Origin of the sequence: Pseudomonas sp. B2021, assembly GCF_018135665.1 — a bacterium.
In the GTDB taxonomy this organism is placed as follows: domain Bacteria; phylum Pseudomonadota; class Gammaproteobacteria; order Pseudomonadales; family Pseudomonadaceae; genus Aquipseudomonas; species Aquipseudomonas lactis.
In genome coordinates, this window is the sequence record NZ_SMOF01000001.1 from 1089114 (window position 1) to 1107381 (window position 18268).

The 18268-nt window shown below is 60.9% G+C and carries 15 protein-coding genes; 8 read left to right on the forward strand and 7 right to left on the reverse strand.

Translation table 11 applies throughout. From position 1 onward, the window contains the following. The gene (locus E1K68_RS04860; RefSeq protein ID WP_003188460.1) at nucleotides 1-1710 is read left to right on the forward strand and encodes a PTS fructose-like transporter subunit IIB; all 1710 of its coding nucleotides are present in this window, start codon (nucleotides 1-3) and stop codon (nucleotides 1708-1710) included. A 191-nt stretch (nucleotides 1711-1901) separates the two neighbouring features. Beyond that, nucleotides 1902-3443, forward strand: a complete 1542-nt coding sequence (locus E1K68_RS04865; RefSeq protein ID WP_169913535.1) for an alkaline phosphatase D family protein — start codon at nucleotides 1902-1904, stop codon at nucleotides 3441-3443. Between the two features lie 130 nt (nucleotides 3444-3573). Here E1K68_RS04865 and E1K68_RS04870 read toward each other — a convergent pair whose 3' ends face one another. Beyond that, on the reverse strand, nucleotides 3574-6099 hold the full coding sequence (locus E1K68_RS04870) for a sulfite reductase flavoprotein subunit alpha (RefSeq protein WP_169913533.1): 2526 nt from the start codon (nucleotides 6097-6099) through the stop codon (nucleotides 3574-3576). Between the two features lie 134 nt (nucleotides 6100-6233). Continuing rightward, entirely contained in the window at nucleotides 6234-8522 is a 2289-nt protein-coding gene (locus tag E1K68_RS04875; RefSeq protein WP_034134850.1) for a TonB-dependent siderophore receptor, read from the reverse strand. A 206-nt stretch (nucleotides 8523-8728) separates the two neighbouring features. Here E1K68_RS04875 and E1K68_RS04880 point away from each other — a divergent pair, with 206 nt between their 5' ends. The 4 genes from E1K68_RS04880 to E1K68_RS04895 all read left to right on the forward strand — a co-directional run bounded on the left by E1K68_RS04880 (nucleotide 8729) and on the right by E1K68_RS04895 (nucleotide 10855). After that, the gene (locus E1K68_RS04880; protein ID WP_003188464.1) at nucleotides 8729-9409 is read left to right on the forward strand and encodes a Fe2+-dependent dioxygenase; all 681 of its coding nucleotides are present in this window, start codon (nucleotides 8729-8731) and stop codon (nucleotides 9407-9409) included. Between the two features lie 2 nt (nucleotides 9410-9411). Continuing rightward, nucleotides 9412-10170 carry a tetratricopeptide repeat protein gene (locus tag E1K68_RS04885; RefSeq protein ID WP_034134851.1) on the forward strand — a complete coding sequence of 253 codons (759 nt, stop codon included), beginning with the start codon at nucleotides 9412-9414 and terminating at the stop codon, nucleotides 10168-10170. Between the two features lie 143 nt (nucleotides 10171-10313). Further along, the gene (locus tag E1K68_RS04890) at nucleotides 10314-10580 is read left to right on the forward strand and encodes a ribbon-helix-helix domain-containing protein (protein ID WP_003188468.1); all 267 of its coding nucleotides are present in this window, start codon (nucleotides 10314-10316) and stop codon (nucleotides 10578-10580) included. Beyond that, nucleotides 10580-10855 (forward strand): type II toxin-antitoxin system RelE/ParE family toxin, encoded by a 276-nt coding sequence (locus tag E1K68_RS04895; RefSeq protein WP_080765562.1) that lies wholly within the window; start codon nucleotides 10580-10582, stop codon nucleotides 10853-10855. The genes E1K68_RS04890 and E1K68_RS04895 overlap by 1 nt, the downstream gene beginning before the upstream one ends. A gap of 66 nt (nucleotides 10856-10921) precedes the next feature. Here the strand turns inward: E1K68_RS04895 and E1K68_RS04900 are convergent, their stop codons facing one another. The 5 genes from E1K68_RS04900 to E1K68_RS04920 form a co-directional block, all read right to left on the reverse strand. Beyond that, entirely contained in the window at nucleotides 10922-11968 is a 1047-nt protein-coding gene (locus E1K68_RS04900) for a type III PLP-dependent enzyme (protein ID WP_212613840.1), read from the reverse strand. A gap of 445 nt (nucleotides 11969-12413) precedes the next feature. Beyond that, the gene (locus E1K68_RS04905; RefSeq protein WP_003188471.1) at nucleotides 12414-13571 is read right to left on the reverse strand and encodes an ABC transporter ATP-binding protein; all 1158 of its coding nucleotides are present in this window, start codon (nucleotides 13569-13571) and stop codon (nucleotides 12414-12416) included. Then, nucleotides 13568-14221, reverse strand: coding sequence for an ABC transporter permease (locus E1K68_RS04910; RefSeq protein ID WP_003188473.1), 654 nt, complete (start codon nucleotides 14219-14221; stop codon nucleotides 13568-13570). The genes E1K68_RS04905 and E1K68_RS04910 overlap by 4 nt, the downstream gene beginning before the upstream one ends. 12 nt (nucleotides 14222-14233) lie before the next feature. Continuing rightward, nucleotides 14234-15127, reverse strand: coding sequence for a glycine betaine ABC transporter substrate-binding protein (locus E1K68_RS04915; protein WP_212613841.1), 894 nt, complete (start codon nucleotides 15125-15127; stop codon nucleotides 14234-14236). A 19-nt stretch (nucleotides 15128-15146) separates the two neighbouring features. Continuing rightward, nucleotides 15147-15863 carry an ABC transporter permease gene (locus E1K68_RS04920; protein WP_003188475.1) on the reverse strand — a complete coding sequence of 239 codons (717 nt, stop codon included), beginning with the start codon at nucleotides 15861-15863 and terminating at the stop codon, nucleotides 15147-15149. A 332-nt stretch (nucleotides 15864-16195) separates the two neighbouring features. Here E1K68_RS04920 and E1K68_RS04925 point away from each other — a divergent pair, with 332 nt between their 5' ends. Then, on the forward strand, nucleotides 16196-17779 hold the full coding sequence (locus E1K68_RS04925) for a peptide chain release factor 3 (RefSeq protein ID WP_003188476.1): 1584 nt from the start codon (nucleotides 16196-16198) through the stop codon (nucleotides 17777-17779). A 226-nt stretch (nucleotides 17780-18005) separates the two neighbouring features. Further along, a complete protein-coding gene (locus E1K68_RS04930; protein ID WP_169855814.1) occupies nucleotides 18006-18260 on the forward strand; it encodes a hypothetical protein in 255 nt (84 codons plus the stop codon). Nucleotides 18261-18268: the final 8 nt, after the last annotated feature.

The following is an 18268-nucleotide window of genomic DNA, read 5'->3' on the forward strand; positions in this document are numbered from 1 at the left end:
ATGAAGTTAGCCATTGTTACCGCCTGCCCGAACGGCATGGTCACCAGTGTGCTGTGCGCCCGCTTGTTGGACGCCGCCGCCCAGCGCATGGGCTTGCACACCAGTGTTGAAGTCGTCGATGTGCAGCGCCCGGAGCGCCAGTTGTCCCAGGCGACGATTGATGATGCCGAGTGGGTGCTGCTGGTCAGCAGTACCCCGGTGGAGATGCAGCGGTTTGTCGGCAAGCGCGTGTTCCAGAGCACGCCGGCCCAGGCGTTGGCAGATGTCGAAGGCGTATTGCGTCGGGGTGCTGAAGAGGCCCAGGTGTATGTCGCCAACGCTGCCCCGGTGGCGGCCAAGGCTGCGCCGCGTATCGTTGCGATTACCGCGTGCCCCACTGGCGTGGCCCACACGTTCATGGCCGCCGAGGCCTTGCAGCAGACGGCCCAGCGCCTGGGTTATGACTTGCAGGTCGAAACCCAAGGCTCGGTGGGCGCCCGCACGCCGTTAAGCCCCCAGGCGATTGCCGATGCCGATGTGGTATTGCTCGCGGCCGATATCGAAGTGGCCACCGAGCGTTTCGCCGGCAAGAAGATTTACCGCTGTGGCACCGGCATTGCTCTCAAGCAATCCGAAGCCATCCTCAACAAGGCCCTGGCCGAAGGCGCAGTGGAAAGCGCGGCCAGCGGTGCAGCGGCCAAGGCCGAGAAAACCGGGATCTACAAACACCTGCTCACCGGCGTGTCGTACATGTTGCCGATGGTGGTGGCGGGGGGCTTGCTGATCGCCTTGTCGTTTGTGTTCGGCATCCATGCCTTCGAACAGCCCGGCACCTTGGCGGCGGCGCTCAAATCCGTGGGTGACCAGGCGTTCCTGTTGATGGTGCCGCTGCTGGCGGGCTACATCGCCTACTCGATTGCCGACCGTCCTGGCCTGGCGCCCGGCATGATCGGCGGGCTGCTGGCGGGCACGCTGGGGGCTGGTTTTATCGGCGGCATCCTCGCCGGTTTCGTCGCTGGGTATTGCGTCAAGCTGATCAGCCGCGCGGTGCAACTGCCCCAGAGCCTGGAAGCGCTCAAGCCGATCCTGATCATCCCGTTATTGGCGAGCCTGTTTACTGGCTTGGTGATGATCTACCTGGTGGGCCCACCGGTCGCCCGCTTGCTCACGGGCCTGACGGATTTCCTCAGCACCATGGGCACCACCAACGCGGTGCTGCTGGGCATTCTGCTCGGCGGCATGATGTGCGTGGACTTGGGCGGGCCGATCAACAAGGCGGCGTATGCGTTCTCGGTTGGCCTGCTGGCCGCGTCGAGCGGCGCGCCGATGGCCGCGACCATGGCCGCCGGCATGGTGCCGCCGATTGGCATGGGCATCGCCACGTTACTGGCCCGACGCAAGTTCGCCCAGACCGAACGCGAGGCCGGCAAGGCGGCGATGATTTTGGGGCTGTGCTTTATCTCCGAAGGCGCGATTCCCTTCGCCGCCAAAGACCCGCTGCGGGTCATTCCGGCCAGTATTGCCGGTGGTGCGTTGACCGGTGCGCTGTCGATGTACTTCGGCTGCAAACTCGCCGCACCCCATGGCGGGTTGTTTGTGCTGGTGATTCCGAATGCGATGAACCATGCGTTGTTGTACTTGTTGGCGATTGTCGCGGGCAGTGTGTTGACCGGGCTGGTGTATGCCGTGCTCAAGCGACCGGAAGCGGCCGAGCTGGCCGTGACTGCCTGACACTGGCAAAAAATGTGGGAGCTGGCTTGCCTGCGATAGCATCGACTGGGTTTGCCTGATACATCGAGGTGTTTGCATCGCAGGCAAGCCAGCTCCCACAGGTGAATTTGATCGTTCTCCCGATTGGTGTCACATCCGCTTCATCCCATCATGCTTAAGTGGCCCTTTTGATACTCAAGAGGGCATCCTGCATGAGCCACTTCGATCTCGGCCGCCGCCGTGTGATGCAAGCCGTAGGCGCTGGCCTGCTGTTGCCGGGCCTGGCGCCGGCGGTGATCGCTTCGGTGAAGGACCGGCCGCAACTCACGGACGGCGTGCAATCGGGCGACCTGCAGGGCGATCGCGCGATGATCTGGAGCCGCAGCGACCGCCCGGCGAAGATGGTGGTGGAGTGGGACACCCGCAGCGTGTTCAGCAACCCGCGCCGATTCGTCTCGCCCCTGGCCGACAGCCGCACCGACTTTACCGCCCGTGTCGAACTCACCGGGCTGCCGGTTGACCAGGCGATTTTCTACCGCGTGCATTTCGAAGACGCCCAGACCGGCATTGCCAGTGAACCCTGGTTCGGCCACTTGCGCAGCGTGCCGCAACAGCGGCGCGATATCCGTTTTGTGTGGAGCGGCGACACCGTCGGCCAAGGCTTCGGCATCAACCCGGACATCGGTGGCATGCGCATCTATGAAGCCATGCGCCTGCGCCTGCCGGACTTTTTTATCCACAGCGGCGACACTATCTACGCCGACGGCCCGGTACCCGCGCAACTCACCACTGAAGGCGGGCGCATCTGGCGCAACATCACCACTGAAGCCAAAAGCAAAGTCGCGGAAACCCTCGATGAATATCGCGGCAATTACCGTTACAACCTGCTGGATGAAAACGTGCGCCGTTTCAATGCCGAGGTGCCGCAGATCTGGCAGTGGGACGATCACGAGGTGATTAACAACTGGTCATCGAGCAAGCAGTTGGATGAGCGTTACCAGACCCGCGATATCCACACCCTAGTGGGCCGTGCCCGCCAGGCCTGGCTGGAATATTCACCCATGCGCCGACAGAGCGCCGACGCTGGTGGGCGCATTTATCGCAAGCTCAGTTATGGGCCGCTGCTGGATGTGTTTGTGTTGGATATGCGCAGCTATCGCGGGCCGAATGACGACAACCTGGGCGCTGAAAAACCCTTCCTCGGCCGTGAACAGTTGGACTGGCTCAAGCGCGGGCTCAAGGCGTCGCAAGCGCAGTGGAAGGTGGTCGCCGCCGACATGCCTATTGGCCTGGGCGTGCCCGACGGTGAAGTCAGCCCCGGCGTGGCGCGTTGGGAAGCGATCGCCAATGGCGACCCTGGCCCGGCGCAAGGGCGTGAGCTGGAGGTCGCCGAACTGCTGGGGTTCCTGCATGAGCACAAGGTGCGCAACCACGTGTGGCTGACGGCCGATGTGCATTACTGCGCGGCGCATCACTATCACCCTGACCGCGCGGCGTTCCAGGATTTCGAGCCGTTCTGGGAGTTTGTGGCGGGGCCGCTGAATGCGGGAAGTTTCGGGCCCAACCCACTGGATAAAACCTTTGGTCCGCACGTGGTATTCCAGAAGGCGCCACCGGCACAGAACACCTCGCCGTTTGCGGGCTTTCAGTTTTTTGGTGAAGTGCAGATTGATGGGCAGACGGCGGAGTTGACGGTGATGCTGCGCGATCTCGATGGCGTCTCGGTGTTCGAGCAAAAGCTGCAACCGGCCTGATCGTTCCCACGCTCTGCGTGGGAACGCATCCTGTGACGCTCCGCGTCACGCCGTCAAGAGCGGACGCGGAGCGTCCAGGGCGGCATTCCCACGCGGAGCGTGGGAACGATCAAGGCAGGCATTAGCGGGGTCAGTAGACATCCCGACGATAGCGACCCTGTTCGATCAGGCGCTCCAGCGCCTCATTGCCCAAGATGTCTGCCAGTGCCTGATCCACCCCCGTCGCCATCCCTTGCAAGCTGCCACATACATAAATCGCCGCGCCATCCGCCAGCCATTTGCGCAGCACGTCCGCGGATTCGCGCAGGCGATCCTGTACGTAGACCTTCTCCTCTTGATCACGGGAAAACGCCAGGTCCAGCAGGGCCAGGTCTCCACTGGCGAGCCAGCCTTGCAGTTCGTCCTGGCACAGGTAGTCGTGGGCGATATTGCGTTCACCAAACAGCAGCCAGTTTCGCTGCTGGCCATCGGCAATACGCGCCTTGAGCAAGCTGCGCAGGCCGGCAAGGCCGGTGCCGTTGCCCAGCAAAATCAGCGGCACCGGCGCGTCGGGTAAATGGAAGCCGCTGTTGCGCCGCAGGCGCAGGCTGATGGCCGAGCCGAGGGCGGCATGTTCAGTCAGCCAGCCGGAGCCAAGCCCCAGGCTGCCGTCGGGGTGGCGCTCCTGGCGCACGATCAGCTCCAGCACGCCGTCGCTGGCAATCGAGGCGATGGAGTATTCGCGCATGCCCAGGGGGACCAGCGCATCCACCAATGCCTGGGCGTGCAGGCCGACCAGGTGCGTGCGGTTGTCCGGCAGTTGGCGCGTGGCCAGGGCCTGATCAAGGGTGTGGGCGACGCCGTCGATCACCACACCGTCGCTGCCGACCAAGCCCAGTCCGGCCAGGAAGTGTTCGATGGCCCAGGGGCAATTGCGCGGCAGGACTTCCACCAGGTCGCCGGCCAGCCAGCTGTGCGCAGACGTGGATGTGAGGCCCAGCAGGTAGACGGGCGAGCCGACACTGTCGGGGTTGAGCAGAGTGCGTTGGCTCAGGGTCCAGTTTTCGTACTGGGCCGTCGGCCAGGCCGCCGCCGGTGCATGCCCGGTGAGCTGGCCCAATTGCTGTTGCCAGGCTTGCAACGCCAATGTGTCACCGCTGTCGACTTCAACCGGGGCAAACAGCGGGGTGCCGCCCTGGTTGGTCAGCCAGAAATGCAGGCGCCGGGCAAAGCCGCAAAAATGCTCGTACTGCCGGTCACCCAGGGCCAGCACCGAGTAGTTCAAGCCTTTGAGGGGCAGCGCCTGGCCGAGCACGCTGCGCTCGAAACCACGGGCGCTGTCGGGGGCTTCGCCGTCGCCAAAGGTACTGACCACGAACAGGGCGTTTTGCGATTGGCTGAGGTCGTCGCGGCTGACACTGCCCAGGGGCTGCACCTTCACCGCCAGGCCCGCAGCCTGTAATTGCCCGGCCGTTTGCCAGGCCAGTTGTTCGGCAAAGCCGCTCTGGCTGGCGAAGCCGATCAGCCAGGCCGGCGCATCGCTGTGGTTGGCTGCCAGACCCTTGCGCGCATCGCGTACCTGGCGCTTTTTGCGGCGACGGTCGAGGTACAGCAGCCAGCCGGTGATGAAAAACAGCGGCATGAGCAATGAGCTGACGGTGAGGACGATCCGCCCGACCAGGCCAAAATAGCTGCCGGTGTGCAGCGCATACACACTGGTCAGCAACTGCGCCTTGAGGCTTTTGCTGGCGTAGCGCTCGTGGGATTTGACCTCGCCGGTGGCCGGGTCCAGGTTGATCTGGTTCAGCGCGCGGTCATGGGGCGATGAAGAGAGCAGGTAATACACGGTGGCCGGTTGCCCGGCGACCGCAGGCATCCGAATGTTGTAGGCGCTCAAGTCGGGGCCGGCGTTGCTGTAGATGCTGCTCCAGATCGCATCGTAGTTGGCCACTGGAGCGGGGCCTGCAGGGGCTGGGCCGCGCTTGCGCATGCGCTCGTTCTGCGGCGAGTCGGACAGCAGTTGGGTCACGCCACGGTTGTACCAGTCGTAGGACCAATACAGCCCGGTCAGCGCCGCCAACAGGTAAAACAGCAGGCACCAGGTGCCGAACACCGAGTGCAGGTCCCAATTGAAGCTGCGGCCCTTTTTGCGCCAGTCCAGGGTCAGCCAGACGCGCCAGCTTTTCACCTGGCGTGGCCAGCGCAGGTACAGGCCGGAGAGGCAGAAGAACAGCAGAATCAGGGTGCAGGCGCCAGTGATGTTGCGCCCGGTGTCGCCGATGGCGAGGAAGCGGTGCAATTGCAGGATAAAGCCGAACAGATCCTGGCCGACGGCGTCGCCCATGTAGTCGCCGGTGTACGGGTCGAAGTAGCGCATCTGGCCACGGCGCTCGCCCGGTGGCGGAGTGAAGGACACACGGCCGGCGTTGCCGCTTTCGCTTTCTACCCACAGCATGGCCACGGTCTTGCCTTCGGTGGCTTCCAACTTGCGCACCAGCTCGGCGGGCGGCAGTACACCGGCCTCGCGTTTTTGCACGCTCAACACGCTGGGGTTGAGCGCCCGCAGGATCTCGTCCTGGAACGAGTACGCGGCCCCGGTGACCCCCATCAAGGCCAGCACCAGCCCGGCCGTGATGCCGAAGAACCAATGCAACTGGAACAGGGTTTTCTTCAACACGTCGCACCGCCTCGCTCATCTGATATCTGGGTCACGGCGCGCATTATGCCGTGGGTTATCAAGAAAAATTCTGTTTTACACACAAAAGCCCCACGCATCCGATGCGTGGGGCCTTGAGCGAACCTTGACCGCTTTTAGAAGTGGAAGCTGGTGGTCAACAACGCCGTACGACCGGCCGCCTGGTTGGCGAAGTGCGCCGAGTAGGCCTTGTCGTAGTAGGTCTTGTCGGTCAGGTTCTGCACGTTCAATTGCAGGTCGACGTTCTTGGTCAGCTTGTAGCTGGCCATGGCGTCGTAGCGGGTGTAGGACGGTACATACACGGTGTTGCCGGCATCGCCGTAAACCTCATCGACGTAGAAGGCACCACCGCCGACGGTCAACTTGGGGGTGATGTCGTAGGTGGTCCACAGGCTGAAGGAGTTCTTCGGCGTGTTGGGCATTTGGTTGCCTTTGTTGGAGCCGGCACTGACTACGCCGTTACGCCCGTTGAGGCCGGATTTGACCAACTCGCTGTCCAGGTAGGTGTACCCGGCGAACACTTGCCATTGATCGGTGAGCTTGCCGCTGGCCGACAATTCCACGCCATCGACCTGCGATTCACCCGCGTTTTCGTAGGTGAGTGCATCCACCAGAATGCGTGTGTTCTTCTTCTCGGTACGGAACACTGCAGCAGTCAGGGACAGGCGATCGTGGAACAGGTCCCACTTTGTGCCCAGTTCGTAGTTGACGGTTTCTTCTGGCTGCAAGTCGCTGCTGGCGGCACCGGCAGACAGCGGATTGCCGTCGGCGCCTTCACCTACCAGGCCACCAGCCGGTGAGGCCGAGGTCGCGTAGGAGGCGTAGATGCTGCCATTTTCCACTGGCTTCCAGACCAGGCCGGCCTGCCAGTTGAAGAACTGGCTGTCTTCCTTGATCTTGGTGCGCCCGGCGGCGGCGTTGGTGTTGGCTACGGTGTCAAAGGTGTCGTAGCGCAACCCCACGTTCAGCAGCCATTTAGGATCGAGCTCGATGGTGTCGAACACGTACGCGGCGCGGCTGGTGGCCTTGGTGTTGGTGCCGTTGTAGTTGCGGGCGATGCTGCCGTTCCAGGCATCGTCGGGGTTTGGGTTGCTCAGTGAGGTGCACTGGCCGCCCACGCTGCCCTTGGCCGTTGTGCAAACCGGGTTCGAGTTGGGGCTGACGGTATAGCCGCTGACACGGGTTTCTTCACCGGTGAATTCCAGGCCGGTGGAGTAGGAGTGCTTCATCCCCGCCAGTTGGAAGCTGCCGAACAGATCGGTCTGGTTGGTGGTGGTCGTCGTAGTGGACACGCGACTGTTAGCCCGACGCCACACAGTGCCGAACTGATTGACGTTGTGCTGGCTGTCATCAGGCTGCGTCAATACGTAGTCCTGGCCGGTGCTGCCATGACGCAGGGTGTTCTTCAGCGTCATGTTGTCGTTCAGGTCGTGTTCAATGGAGAACGTGCTGATATCGGCGCGGGTTTTACGGAAGTCGCGGTGTTTTAAACCGTAGAAGTTGTTGCTGTCGCCGCCGTCGGTAGGTTTGTCGTGTACATGGGCCGCACGTGCTCCGTTGGAGCTGTAGCCATACGGAATCCCCGAATCCGGCAGGTCATCACTTTCCATATGGTAGTAGCTGAGGTTGACGCGGGTCGGTGTGCCCAGGCCAAAGGTCAGCGACGGTGCCACGCCCCAACGGTCGTAGTTCACCGCATCGCGGCCAGCCACGTTTTGTTCATGGCTCATCAGGTTCAGGCGGAAGGCCGCGCTGTCGTCCAGGAACTGGCGGTTCACGTCGAGCACGTAGCGGCGGGTCTGGTCGGAGCCGTAGGTAAAGCCGCCGTTGGTGAAGTCCCGCGCTTGTGGGGTCTTGCTCACCAGGTTGAGGCTGCCACCGGCCGAGCCACGTCCGCCGAACGAAGAGTTCGGGCCTTTGCTGACTTCAATGGACTCGATGTCGAAGATCTCGCGGCTCTGACCGCCGGTATCGCGTACGCCATCGAGGTAGGTATCGCCCTGGGCATCGAAACCACGGATGAACGGGCGGTCGCCCTGAGGGTTGCCACCTTCACCGGCACCGAAGGTGATACCCGGTACGGTGCGCAAGGCATCCTGCAACGAGGTGGCGGCGGTGTCCTTGAGTACTTGTTGCGGCACCACGGTGACCGAACGCGGCGTGTCCACCAGCGGCGCGGTGTATTTCTGCGACGAGGCTTTTTCCACCTGGTAGGAGGTGTTGTCCTGATCCTGGCCGGTGATGTTGGTGGCGCCGAGGGAGATAGGGTTGCGCTCGCCTTTTGGCTCGGTATTTTCAGCCGCCTGCGCCAGGTGGGCGGCGGAGCCGGCACTCAGGGCAACGCCGATGGCCGAAGCCAGCATGCGTGGTGAACTGACCGGTATTTTTAGAATAGTGCGCGACATGACGTGTCCCTTCCCCAAGGTTGTGAGGTCGCGGAATATAGGGCCAACAAGACTTTGTATCAATTGCGAGATATTGCTATTCGCATCAAATTTACATTCTTTACACTTTTTCTTTACGGATTTTGTGTTCTCGTTCGTCCCCGCGTTTTACAGGGCGGATAAGAATCAATACCATTGACGCCTCTCTGATCGCAGGTATTGCCCCCATGTTGCTGCACATTCCCGGCCTGTTCTCTCGCGAGGAGGTGCTGCGCATTCGCCAGGCCCTGGAAGAGACCGAATGGGCTGACGGCAAAATCACCGCCGGGCACCAATCCGCCAAAGCCAAGCACAACCTGCAATTGCCCGAAGGCCACCCCCTGGCCAAGGAAATCGGCGCGGCGATGCTGGAACGGTTGTGGAGCAACCCGCTGTTCATGTCGGCCGCGCTGCCGCATAAAGTCTTCCCGCCACTGCTTAACTGCTACACCGCAGGCGGCAGTTTCGACTTTCATATCGACAATGCGGTGCGCCAACCCAAAGGCAGCCATGAGCGCGTGCGCACCGACCTTTCGTCCACGCTATTCTTCAGCGACCCCGACGACTACGACGGTGGGGAACTGGAGATCCAGGACACCTTCGGCCTGCAGCGGGTCAAGCTACCCGCCGGCGACATGGTGCTGTACCCCGGCTCCAGCCTGCACAAGGTCAACGCGGTGACCCGTGGCGCGCGCTATGCCTCGTTCTTCTGGACCCAAAGCCTGGTGCGCGAAGACAGCCAGCGCACCTTGCTGTTCGAGATGGACGGCGCCATTCAGCAACTGACCCGCGACGTGCCCGACCACCCCGCGTTGATCCAGCTCACCGGCACCTACCACAACCTGTTGCGCCGCTGGGTCGAGGTCTGAGCATGGGCTTTTTATTGCGCCGCGAAGAAGTGCTCAACGTCGAGCAATTACAAAGCATGCTCGATGATTCCCCGGTGCGCGCCGCCCAGGCCATCCTGATCGCCGCCAAGGCAGGGGTGGTCGATGCCCAGGCCCTGCTCGGGCAAATATTGCTGGAAGGGCGCGGCATTGCCCGCGATGAAGCCTTGGCACTGCGCTGGTTCCAGATTGCCGCGCAGGGCGGTCACCTGATGGCGCGCAATATGATCGGGCGTTGCCGGGAGCATGGCTGGGGCTGCGCTGTCGATGAGGCCGCCGCAGCACGGGAATATCGCCTGGCGGCACACGCCGGGTTGGATTGGGGCCAGTACAACTACGCCAACCTGTTGGCTACCGGTCGCGGCATGGAGCAAGACCAGGCCCAAGCGCTGACGCTTTATCGCCAGGCCGCAGGGCAGGGCCACGCCAAGTCGATGAACCTGCTGGGGCGTTATCTGGAAGACGGCCAGTATTGCCCCAGGGATCTAGAGACAGCCGTAGAATGGTACCGACGCTCCGCCGAAGCCGGGGATTTTCGGGGGCAGTTCAGCTATGCAGCGGTGCTGGCGGACAGAGGGCAGATCGACGCTGCGCTGGAATGGCTGCGCAAGGCTTTGGCGGCTGGGAATTTCAAATTCCTGCGAACGGCGCATAAGGCGCTGGCACAGGCCAATGACCCGCAGATTCGCGCCATGGCCGAGGCTTATCAAGGGCACGCGGACCAATTGGAGAAAACGCTGTAGGACCCCGTTTCTACACATTCACGTGTTCCGGTTTGTCGATGAACGGCAAGGATCGAAGGTTGAAGCTCTGGCTTAAGTCACTATGATTAAGCTTGAATCATTTTTAATCGCCTGCTTGTCATTTATCCGCAGAGAGAGTTTTCATGGGTGCCGAAACCAAAGTAATGACAGCTCATATTCCCACTGCCCTTGCTCAGAAAGTTGACCAGATTGCCGCGCGAATGGATCGCTCACGCGGATGGGTGGTGAAACAGGCCCTCGCTGATTGGGTCGATCAAGAAGAAGAGCGCAGCCGGCTGACGCTTGAGGCTATGGCAGATGTAGATGCGGGGCGCGTGATCGATCACCAGGCAGTGCAGGCCTGGGCAGATAGCCTGAGCACCGATTCGCCGCTACCGGTACCGCGCTGATGGAGCTGAGGTGGACAAGTAAAGCCTTATCCGACCTGGCTCGATTATATGACTTCCTCTCTGTTGTAAACCGCGAAGCTGCCGCCCGCATCGTGCAGTCACTGTCTCAAGCGCCTGACACGCTGCTCGATAATCCGCGCATCGGTGAGAGAATTGAAGAGTTTTCACCGCGCGACGTAAGAAGACTTTTAGTCGGCCATTACGAAATGCGCTACGAAATTCAACAGTCGACACTCTATATTCTACGGTTATGGCACGTTCGCGAAGATCGCTGAGGGCGCGTACCACAGACAGAAAAAAGCCCATGAAACGTCATGGGCTTTTTAGTTATAACCGTCTTATTACACGTAAAACGACTTCAACGGCGGGAACCCATTGAATTCCACCGCGCTGTAGCTGGTGGTGTAGGCACCGGTCGACAACCAGTACAGTCGATCACCAATGGCCAGGTTCAATGGCAGGCCGTACTTGTAGTTTTCGTACATGATATCGGCGCTGTCGCAGGTCGGGCCGGCGATGACCACTTCTTCCATCTCGCCTTTCTTCTCGGTCCAGATCGGGAACTTGATGGCTTCGTCCATGGTTTCGATCAGGCCGGAGAACTTGCCCACATCTGTGTACACCCAACGCTCGACGGCGGTACGGGACTTGCGCGCCACCAGTACCACTTCGCTGACCAGGATGCCGGCGTTGGCGATCAGCGAACGGCCAGGTTCCAGGATGATCAGCTTCAGCTCGATGCCGTCTTCTTCTTTCAGGCGTTCGAAGATCACCTTGACCTTGGCGATGGCCGCGTCCCACACGCTGATGTCGCGCTGTTGCGAGCCAACGTGGAACGAGATGCCGTACGGCACCAGGCCCAGGTCGCGGGCGAGGATCAGCAGGTCCATGGCCATGTCGGTCTGGCAACCGAATTTGCGCGACAACGGCCAGTCAGCAGTGGTGGAGCCTTCGGTGAGGATACGCACATACACTTTCGAACCCGGCGCGGCCTTGGCGATGTTGCGCAGGTCGGCTTCGGAGTCGGTGGAGAACAGGCGCACGCCCTTCTCATAGAAGTAGCGAATATCCTTGGATTTCTTGATGGTGTTGCCGTAGCTGATACGGTCGGCGCTGACGCCGCGGTCCATGACCTTGTCCAGCTCGTAGATCGAGGCGATGTCGAAGCTCGAACCCTTGTCTTTCAACAGGTCGATGATCTCCACGGCCGGGTTGGCCTTGACGGCGTAATACACCTTGGCGAATTCGAAACCGGCGCGCAGGTCATCGTAGGCCTGGCTGATCATCGCGGTGTCGATCACCACGAATGGGGTTTCTTGTTTGTCGGCGAACGCCTTCATTTTGTCAAAGGTGGCGCGCGCGAAATAATCTTCGACGTTGATCGACATGCTGGGGAACTCCTAAGGGCAAACTGTATTGATCAATGGGTGCAAATGAACGTCCTCCGTATCCCCACTTTGGTTCGCCTACTTCCCAAGGCATGTCGCCGAAAGCAAAAAGGCCACGGGGTAAGCTGCCCTTGGCCTTGCTGTCTCGTCGTCAGTACTTGAGCCGGATGGATCGTTTCCAGCATGGACGTTCGGCGCGAACTTTAGGGCTTGGCGGGCGTGGGATCAACTAAAAATGTCGCGTTTTTGCACGCGTTCGTCGCGCGGCCGCGTGCAGCTACTTATGTAACCGACCGGTGTGACGGATTGATGTTCCCCGGATGGGGCTAATCAGATGGATTTGCGGTGTATTCATCGCAGGCAAGCCAGCTCCCACATTTGAACTGCATTCTTATGCTGGAATGCATTCCCCTGTGGGAGCTGGCTCGCCTGCGATAGCGATCTATCAGGCCAAAGCAGTTTCGGCAGGGGAGACAATGCTGGTCTTGCCCCCACGGGACTTACCGGAACTCAGGTACTCGGCAATCGACTCCTGGGTCACCTCACCCAAGAACACCCGCTCTGCATCCATCACCGGCAACCACGAACGGTTGAACTCGTACATGCGCGACAGCAGGATGCGCAAATGCTCGTCATAGGCCGCCGTGGCATTGAACTCGCGCAGGTACTGGCCGCAGGTGCCGGCCTGGCGGTGCAGGTCGCGACGGCGAACATAGCCCAGCGCTTTGTTTTCGGCGCAGGTGACCACCACGTAACGGCGGTCATGCTCGTCCATCAGTTCCAGGGCATCGGCCACCGGGGTTTCCGGGCTCACCGACGGGGCGTTGTCCGCCGCGTCTTCGGCTTTTACCAGCAGCAGGCGCTTGAGGGTGCTGTCCTGGCCCACGAAGTTGCTGACGAACTCGTCGGCCGGGTGCGCCAGCAGCGTATCCGGGTGGTCGATCTGCAGCAGTTTGCCGGCGCGGAAGATGGCGATCTTGTCACCCAGCTTGATGGCTTCGTCGATGTCGTGGCTGACCATGATCACGGTCTTGTTCAGCGCGCGCTGCATCTCGAAGAACTCGTTCTGGATCATCTCGCGGTTGATCGGGTCGACCGCGCCGAACGGCTCATCCATCAGCAGCAGCGGTGCGTCGGCCGCCAGGGCGCGGATCACGCCGATGCGCTGTTGCTGCCCGCCCGACAATTCACGCGGGTAGCGGTGCAGGTACTGCTTGGGCTCCAGCTTGATCATGCTCATCAACTCGCGGGCGCGGTCGTGGCATTTCTGCTTGTCCCAGCCGAGCAGCTTGGGCACCACCACGATGTTCTCTTCGATGGTCATGTTGGGGAACAGGCCGATCTGCTGGATCACGTAGCCGATGTTGCGGCGCAGGGTTACTTCATCGAGGTCGGTGGTGTCTTCGCCGTTGATCAAAATTTTGCCCGAGGTGGGCTTGATCAGGCGGTTGATCATCTTCAGCGTGGTGCTCTTACCGCAGCCCGAGGGCCCCAGGAATACGCAAATCTCGCCTTCGTTGACGGTCAGGCTTACATCGTTGACGGCAGTGACAGTCTTGCCGTTGCTTTGAAAAGTCTTGGACAGGTTTTGAAGTTCGATCATTTGAGCAATCCTTTTGGAGTCAGCGAGCGTTGCAGCCATTGCAGAAGCAGGTCGGCGAAGATGGCCAGAAGACTGACCAGCACGGCGCCGACGATCAGCATCGACATGTCACTGCGGCTGATAGAAGCCAGAATCAGTACACCCAGGCCACCGGCGCCGATGGTGGCAGCGATGGTCATCACACCGATGTTCATCACCACGGCGGTGCGCACACCGGCGAGGATCACCGGCACCGCAATCGGCAGTTCGACCATGCGCAGGCGCTGGCCGAAGGTCATGCCGATACCGCGTGCGGCTTCGCGAATGCCTGGCTCTACGCCGGTCAGCGCGAGGTAGGTGTTACGCATGATCGGCAGCAGGGAGTAGAGGAACACGGCGGTGATCGCCGGCATCGGCCCCAGGCCCTGGCCGAACTTGGAGTAGAACGGCAGCAGCAGGCCGAACAGTGCAATGGAGGGCACGGTCAGTAGCACCGTAGCGCTGGCTTGCAGCGGGCCGGCCAAGGTTGGGAAACGTGTCATCAGAATGCCCAGGGGCACACCGATAAAGATCGCCAGGATCACGGCGATGCCGACCAGGGTGATGTGCTGCCAGGTCAAGTGCAGCACTTGGGCCCAATCAAGATGGGAAAAGGCGTTCAAAAATTCCATGTCTTCTCCTTTTTAGTTGATTGGATGTTGGCGCAGGAAATCGGCGGCAACGGCGGACGGGCTTTCATGGTCGACGTCGACCCGTGCATTGAGCTGACGCATGGTTTCATCGTCGAACAGATTGGCCAAAGGCTTGAGCTCGGCAGCCAGTTGCGGGTGCTTGTCGAGGTATTCCTGGCGGATCACCGGGGCTGCGGTGTAGTCGGGGAAGTAGTGTTTGTCGTCTTCCAGCAGCTTCAATTTAAAGGCGTTGAGGCGCCCGTCGGTGGTGTAGACCAAACCGGCGAACACCTGGCCGTTACGCAGCGCGGTGTAGACCAGGCCGGCGTCCATCTGCCGGGTGTTCTTGCGCGTCAGGTTCATGTCGTACAGCTTGACCATGCCGGCCAGGCCATCGGAGCGGTTGGCGAACTCGGTGTCCAGGGCGACCAGGCGATGCTCTTTGGTCTCCTGGGCCATGGCTTGGGTGAGGTCGCTGATGCTGTTGATCTCGGGATGTTCTTGCGCGACTTTCTCCGGCAGTGCCAGGGCATAGGTGTTGCTAAAGCGCGACGGCGATAGCCAGACCAGGCCTTTTTTCGCGTCGAGTTCTTTGACCCGTGCGTAGGACTGTTCGCTGTCGAGTTTCTCGTCGATATGGTTGTAGGCCACCAGTGACACACCGGTGTATTCCCAGATCAGGTCCAGTTGCCCGCTTTCCTGGGCACTGCGCGCCAGGTTGCTGCCCAGGCCACCGGTCACACGGGCGTCGTAGCCCTTGGTGCGCAGGTACTGGGAGGTGATTTCGGCGAGCAGGGTCTGCTCGGTGAACACCCGGGCGCCGATGCGGATCAGGGGTTTTTCGGCGGCTTGTGCAATACCTGCAAGCAGCAGGACGCAGCCTAATATCAAGCTCAGTTTTTTCATGTGAATTCCTTTACCGGGCTTAAGACGGGCGCAACCCGCGTTCCAGCCAGAGGCGGCTGGCCATGGTTACCAGGCCGTCAAGCAGCAATGCCAGCAGCGCGGTACACGCGGCGCCGAGCAACAGTTGCGGCTGATTGTTCAGGGCAATGCCGGGGAAGATCAGGCTGCCCAGGCTGTTGGCGCCAATCAGGAAGGCCAGCGGCGCGGTGCCGACGTTGATCGCCAGGGCCACGCGCACACCGCCAATGATGATCGGCACGGCGTTGGGCAGCTCCACGCGAAACAGCACCTGGCGCGGGGTCATACCGATGCCGGTGGCGGCTTCCTTAAGGGAGCCCTGAACGTTTTTCAGGCCTTCGTAGGTGTTGCGCACGATGGGCAGGAGCGAGGCGAGGAACAGCGCGAAGATGGCCGGGCCGCTGCCGATGCCGAGGACGCCGAGGGCGATGGCCAGTACGGCCAGGGGAGGGACGGTGTTGCCGATGTTGAAGATCTGCATGAAACGTTCTGCGCGCCCGACCATATTGGGTCGGCTGAGCAGGATACCGGCGGGGATGCCCACAATCAGGGCTGCCAGCATGGAGACTAGGACGAGAATCAGATGAGCTTGCAGGTAAAACAACAAATCGTCGCGGTACAGTTCGATCGTGTTGATGCCGATCCAGTGGACCAGCAGGGCCAGGAGAGCGACGACAACCACTGCTCCTATCAGCCCTTTGCCATAGCGAATAGCCACAGGCGGACTCCTTTTTTTCTTCTGTCGGCGAACACATTTCCGAGCGGCAGGGCCATGACTGGCTGCCTTGGAATGGGTTCGCGAAAAGCAACTCGCCGATACTGGCAATGCAGTATGCGATCGAGCCATGAGCGCAGCCTCGTCAGGCTAACTTGCTGATTTTTCAGCCCCTGTTCCGAGTGCGATAGCAGGGGAGTGGACGTCTCTACCTTTTAAAAGGTTCCACACTTGGGCGCATTTAGCCACCCCCAATGGGCTCAACGGTGGTCCGTACCCTCGCGTTTGCGCTATACTCGCCGCCCTTTTTTGACTCACCTGCCAGGCGATTTCCCATGACCCACCAGGCCGCCGAAGTCGCGAAACGCCGCACTTTCGCCATTATTTCCCACCCCGATGCCGGTAAGACCACCATCACCGAAAAGCTGTTGCTGATGGGCAAGGCAATCGCGGTGGCCGGCACGGTGAAGTCGCGCAAATCCGACCGCCATGCCACCTCCGACTGGATGGAAATGGAAAAGCAACGGGGTATTTCCATTACCACGTCGGTCATGCAGTTCCCCTATCGCGAGCACATGATCAACCTGCTCGACACCCCGGGGCACGAAGACTTCTCCGAAGATACCTACCGCACCCTCACCGCGGTGGACTCGGCGCTGATGGTCCTCGACGGCGGTAAAGGCGTCGAGCCACGTACCATCGCGCTGATGGACGTGTGCCGTCTGCGTGACACGCCGATTGTCAGCTTCATCAACAAACTCGACCGCGACATCCGCGACCCCATCGAGCTGCTGGATGAAATCGAAGCCGTCCTGAAGATCAAGGCCGCGCCGATCACCTGGCCGATTGGTTGCTACCGCGACTTCAAGGGCGTGTACCACCTGGCCGACGACTACATCATTGTCTACACCGCTGGCCACGGTCATGAGCGCACCGAAACCAAGATCATCGAGAAGCTCGACTCCGATGAAGCCCGCGCCCACCTGGGCGACGAGTACGACCGTTTTGTCGACCAGCTGGAGCTGGTGCAGGGCGCCTGCCATGAGTTCAACCAGCAGGAGTTCCTCGACGGCCAACTGACGCCGGTGTTCTTCGGTACCGCGCTGGGCAACTTCGGTGTCGACCACGTGCTCGACGCCGTCGTGGACTGGGCGCCAAAACCGCTGGCCCGCGTTGCCAACGAGCGCACCGTGGAACCGGTCGAAGAGAAATTCACGGGCTTTGTGTTCAAGATCCAGGCGAACATGGACCCCAAACACCGCGACCGTATCGCCTTCATGCGTATCTGCTCCGGCAAATACGAAAAAGGCATGAAGATGCGCCACGTGCGCACTGGCAAGGACGTGCGCATTGGCGACGCCCTGACGTTCTTCTCCTCCGAGCGTGAGCAGTTGGAAGAGGCGTTTGCCGGCGACATCATCGGCCTGCACAACCATGGCACCATCCAGATCGGCGACACCTTCACCGAAGGCGAAGCGCTGGGCTTTACCGGTATCCCGCACTTTGCCCCGGAACTGTTCCGCCGCGTGCGCCTGCGTGACCCGCTCAAGTCCAAGCAACTGCGCCAAGGCTTGCAGCAATTGGCCGAGGAGGGCGCCACCCAGGTGTTCTTCCCCGAGCGCAGCAACGACATCATCCTCGGCGCCGTGGGCGTGCTGCAGTTCGATGTGGTCGCCAGCCGCTTGAAAGAGGAATACAAGGTGGAGTGCTCCTACGAGCCGATCACCGTGTATTCGGCGCGCTGGATTGATTGCAGCGATAAGAAGAAGTTGGAAGAGTTCTCCAATAAAGCCGTGGAAAACCTGGCAATCGACGGCGGTGGTCACCTGACCTACCTGGCGCCGACGCGGGTGAACCTGGCGTTGATGGAAGAGCGTTGGCCGGATGTGAAGTTCCGTGCGACCCGCGAACACCATTAAGGTCTGAGCGGTTAAGAGAATGTGGGAGGGGGCTTGCCCCCGATAGCGGTGTGTCAGCCAATGTATTGGGTTCTGATACTCCGCAATCGGGGGCAAGCCCCCTCCCACATTTTGATCTCCAAAAGGCTGGAGATTGGCGGTAAACCGGCATCGCGACTAGCTTAAACGCTGGTGGCAGTTAATGACTGCCGTGCGGGGCCCATTTACTGACTGGACGGAATCGATCATGAGTATTTTTCAACGAATAGTGCTGTTGATGAAAGTGCTGGTGCTGTTGTCGTTGGGGATGTCGACGGCCTGGGCGCATAACCCGGTGCAGGGCGCAGCGAGGGTGACGAGTAGCCAGAGCTCGGACTTGCAACTGGCCAAGTCCGAAGCAGAGCCAGGCGATAAAGGCCAGGGTGGCAGCGAAGACGATGACGACTCGACCACCGACGAGCCTGACAGCGACGACGCAGACGAAGGCGATAGCCAGACGTAGGTTCGCCA

Excerpts from the sequence above, each read along its gene's own strand:
- E1K68_RS04895 (WP_080765562.1), top strand. The coding sequence starts at position 10,580 with ATGGAGCTGAGGTGGACAAGTAAAGCCTTATCCGACCTGGCTCGATTA.
- E1K68_RS04930 (WP_169855814.1), top strand. The coding sequence starts at position 18,006 with ATGAGTATTTTTCAACGAATAGTGCTGTTGATGAAAGTGCTGGTGCTG.
- E1K68_RS04925 (WP_003188476.1), top strand. The coding sequence starts at position 16,196 with ATGACCCACCAGGCCGCCGAAGTCGCGAAACGCCGCACTTTCGCCATT.
- E1K68_RS04910 (WP_003188473.1), bottom strand. The coding sequence starts at position 14,221 with ATGGAATTTTTGAACGCCTTTTCCCATCTTGATTGGGCCCAAGTGCTG.
- E1K68_RS04890 (WP_003188468.1), top strand. The coding sequence starts at position 10,314 with ATGGGTGCCGAAACCAAAGTAATGACAGCTCATATTCCCACTGCCCTT.
- E1K68_RS04860 (WP_003188460.1), top strand. The coding sequence starts at position 1 with ATGAAGTTAGCCATTGTTACCGCCTGCCCGAACGGCATGGTCACCAGT.
- E1K68_RS04875 (WP_034134850.1), bottom strand. The coding sequence starts at position 8,522 with ATGTCGCGCACTATTCTAAAAATACCGGTCAGTTCACCACGCATGCTG.
- E1K68_RS04900 (WP_212613840.1), bottom strand. The coding sequence starts at position 11,968 with ATGTCGATCAACGTCGAAGATTATTTCGCGCGCGCCACCTTTGACAAA.
- E1K68_RS04865 (WP_169913535.1), top strand. The coding sequence starts at position 1,902 with ATGAGCCACTTCGATCTCGGCCGCCGCCGTGTGATGCAAGCCGTAGGC.
- E1K68_RS04905 (WP_003188471.1), bottom strand. The coding sequence starts at position 13,571 with ATGATCGAACTTCAAAACCTGTCCAAGACTTTTCAAAGCAACGGCAAG.
- E1K68_RS04880 (WP_003188464.1), top strand. The coding sequence starts at position 8,729 with ATGTTGCTGCACATTCCCGGCCTGTTCTCTCGCGAGGAGGTGCTGCGC.
- E1K68_RS04885 (WP_034134851.1), top strand. The coding sequence starts at position 9,412 with ATGGGCTTTTTATTGCGCCGCGAAGAAGTGCTCAACGTCGAGCAATTA.
- E1K68_RS04915 (WP_212613841.1), bottom strand. The coding sequence starts at position 15,127 with ATGAAAAAACTGAGCTTGATATTAGGCTGCGTCCTGCTGCTTGCAGGT.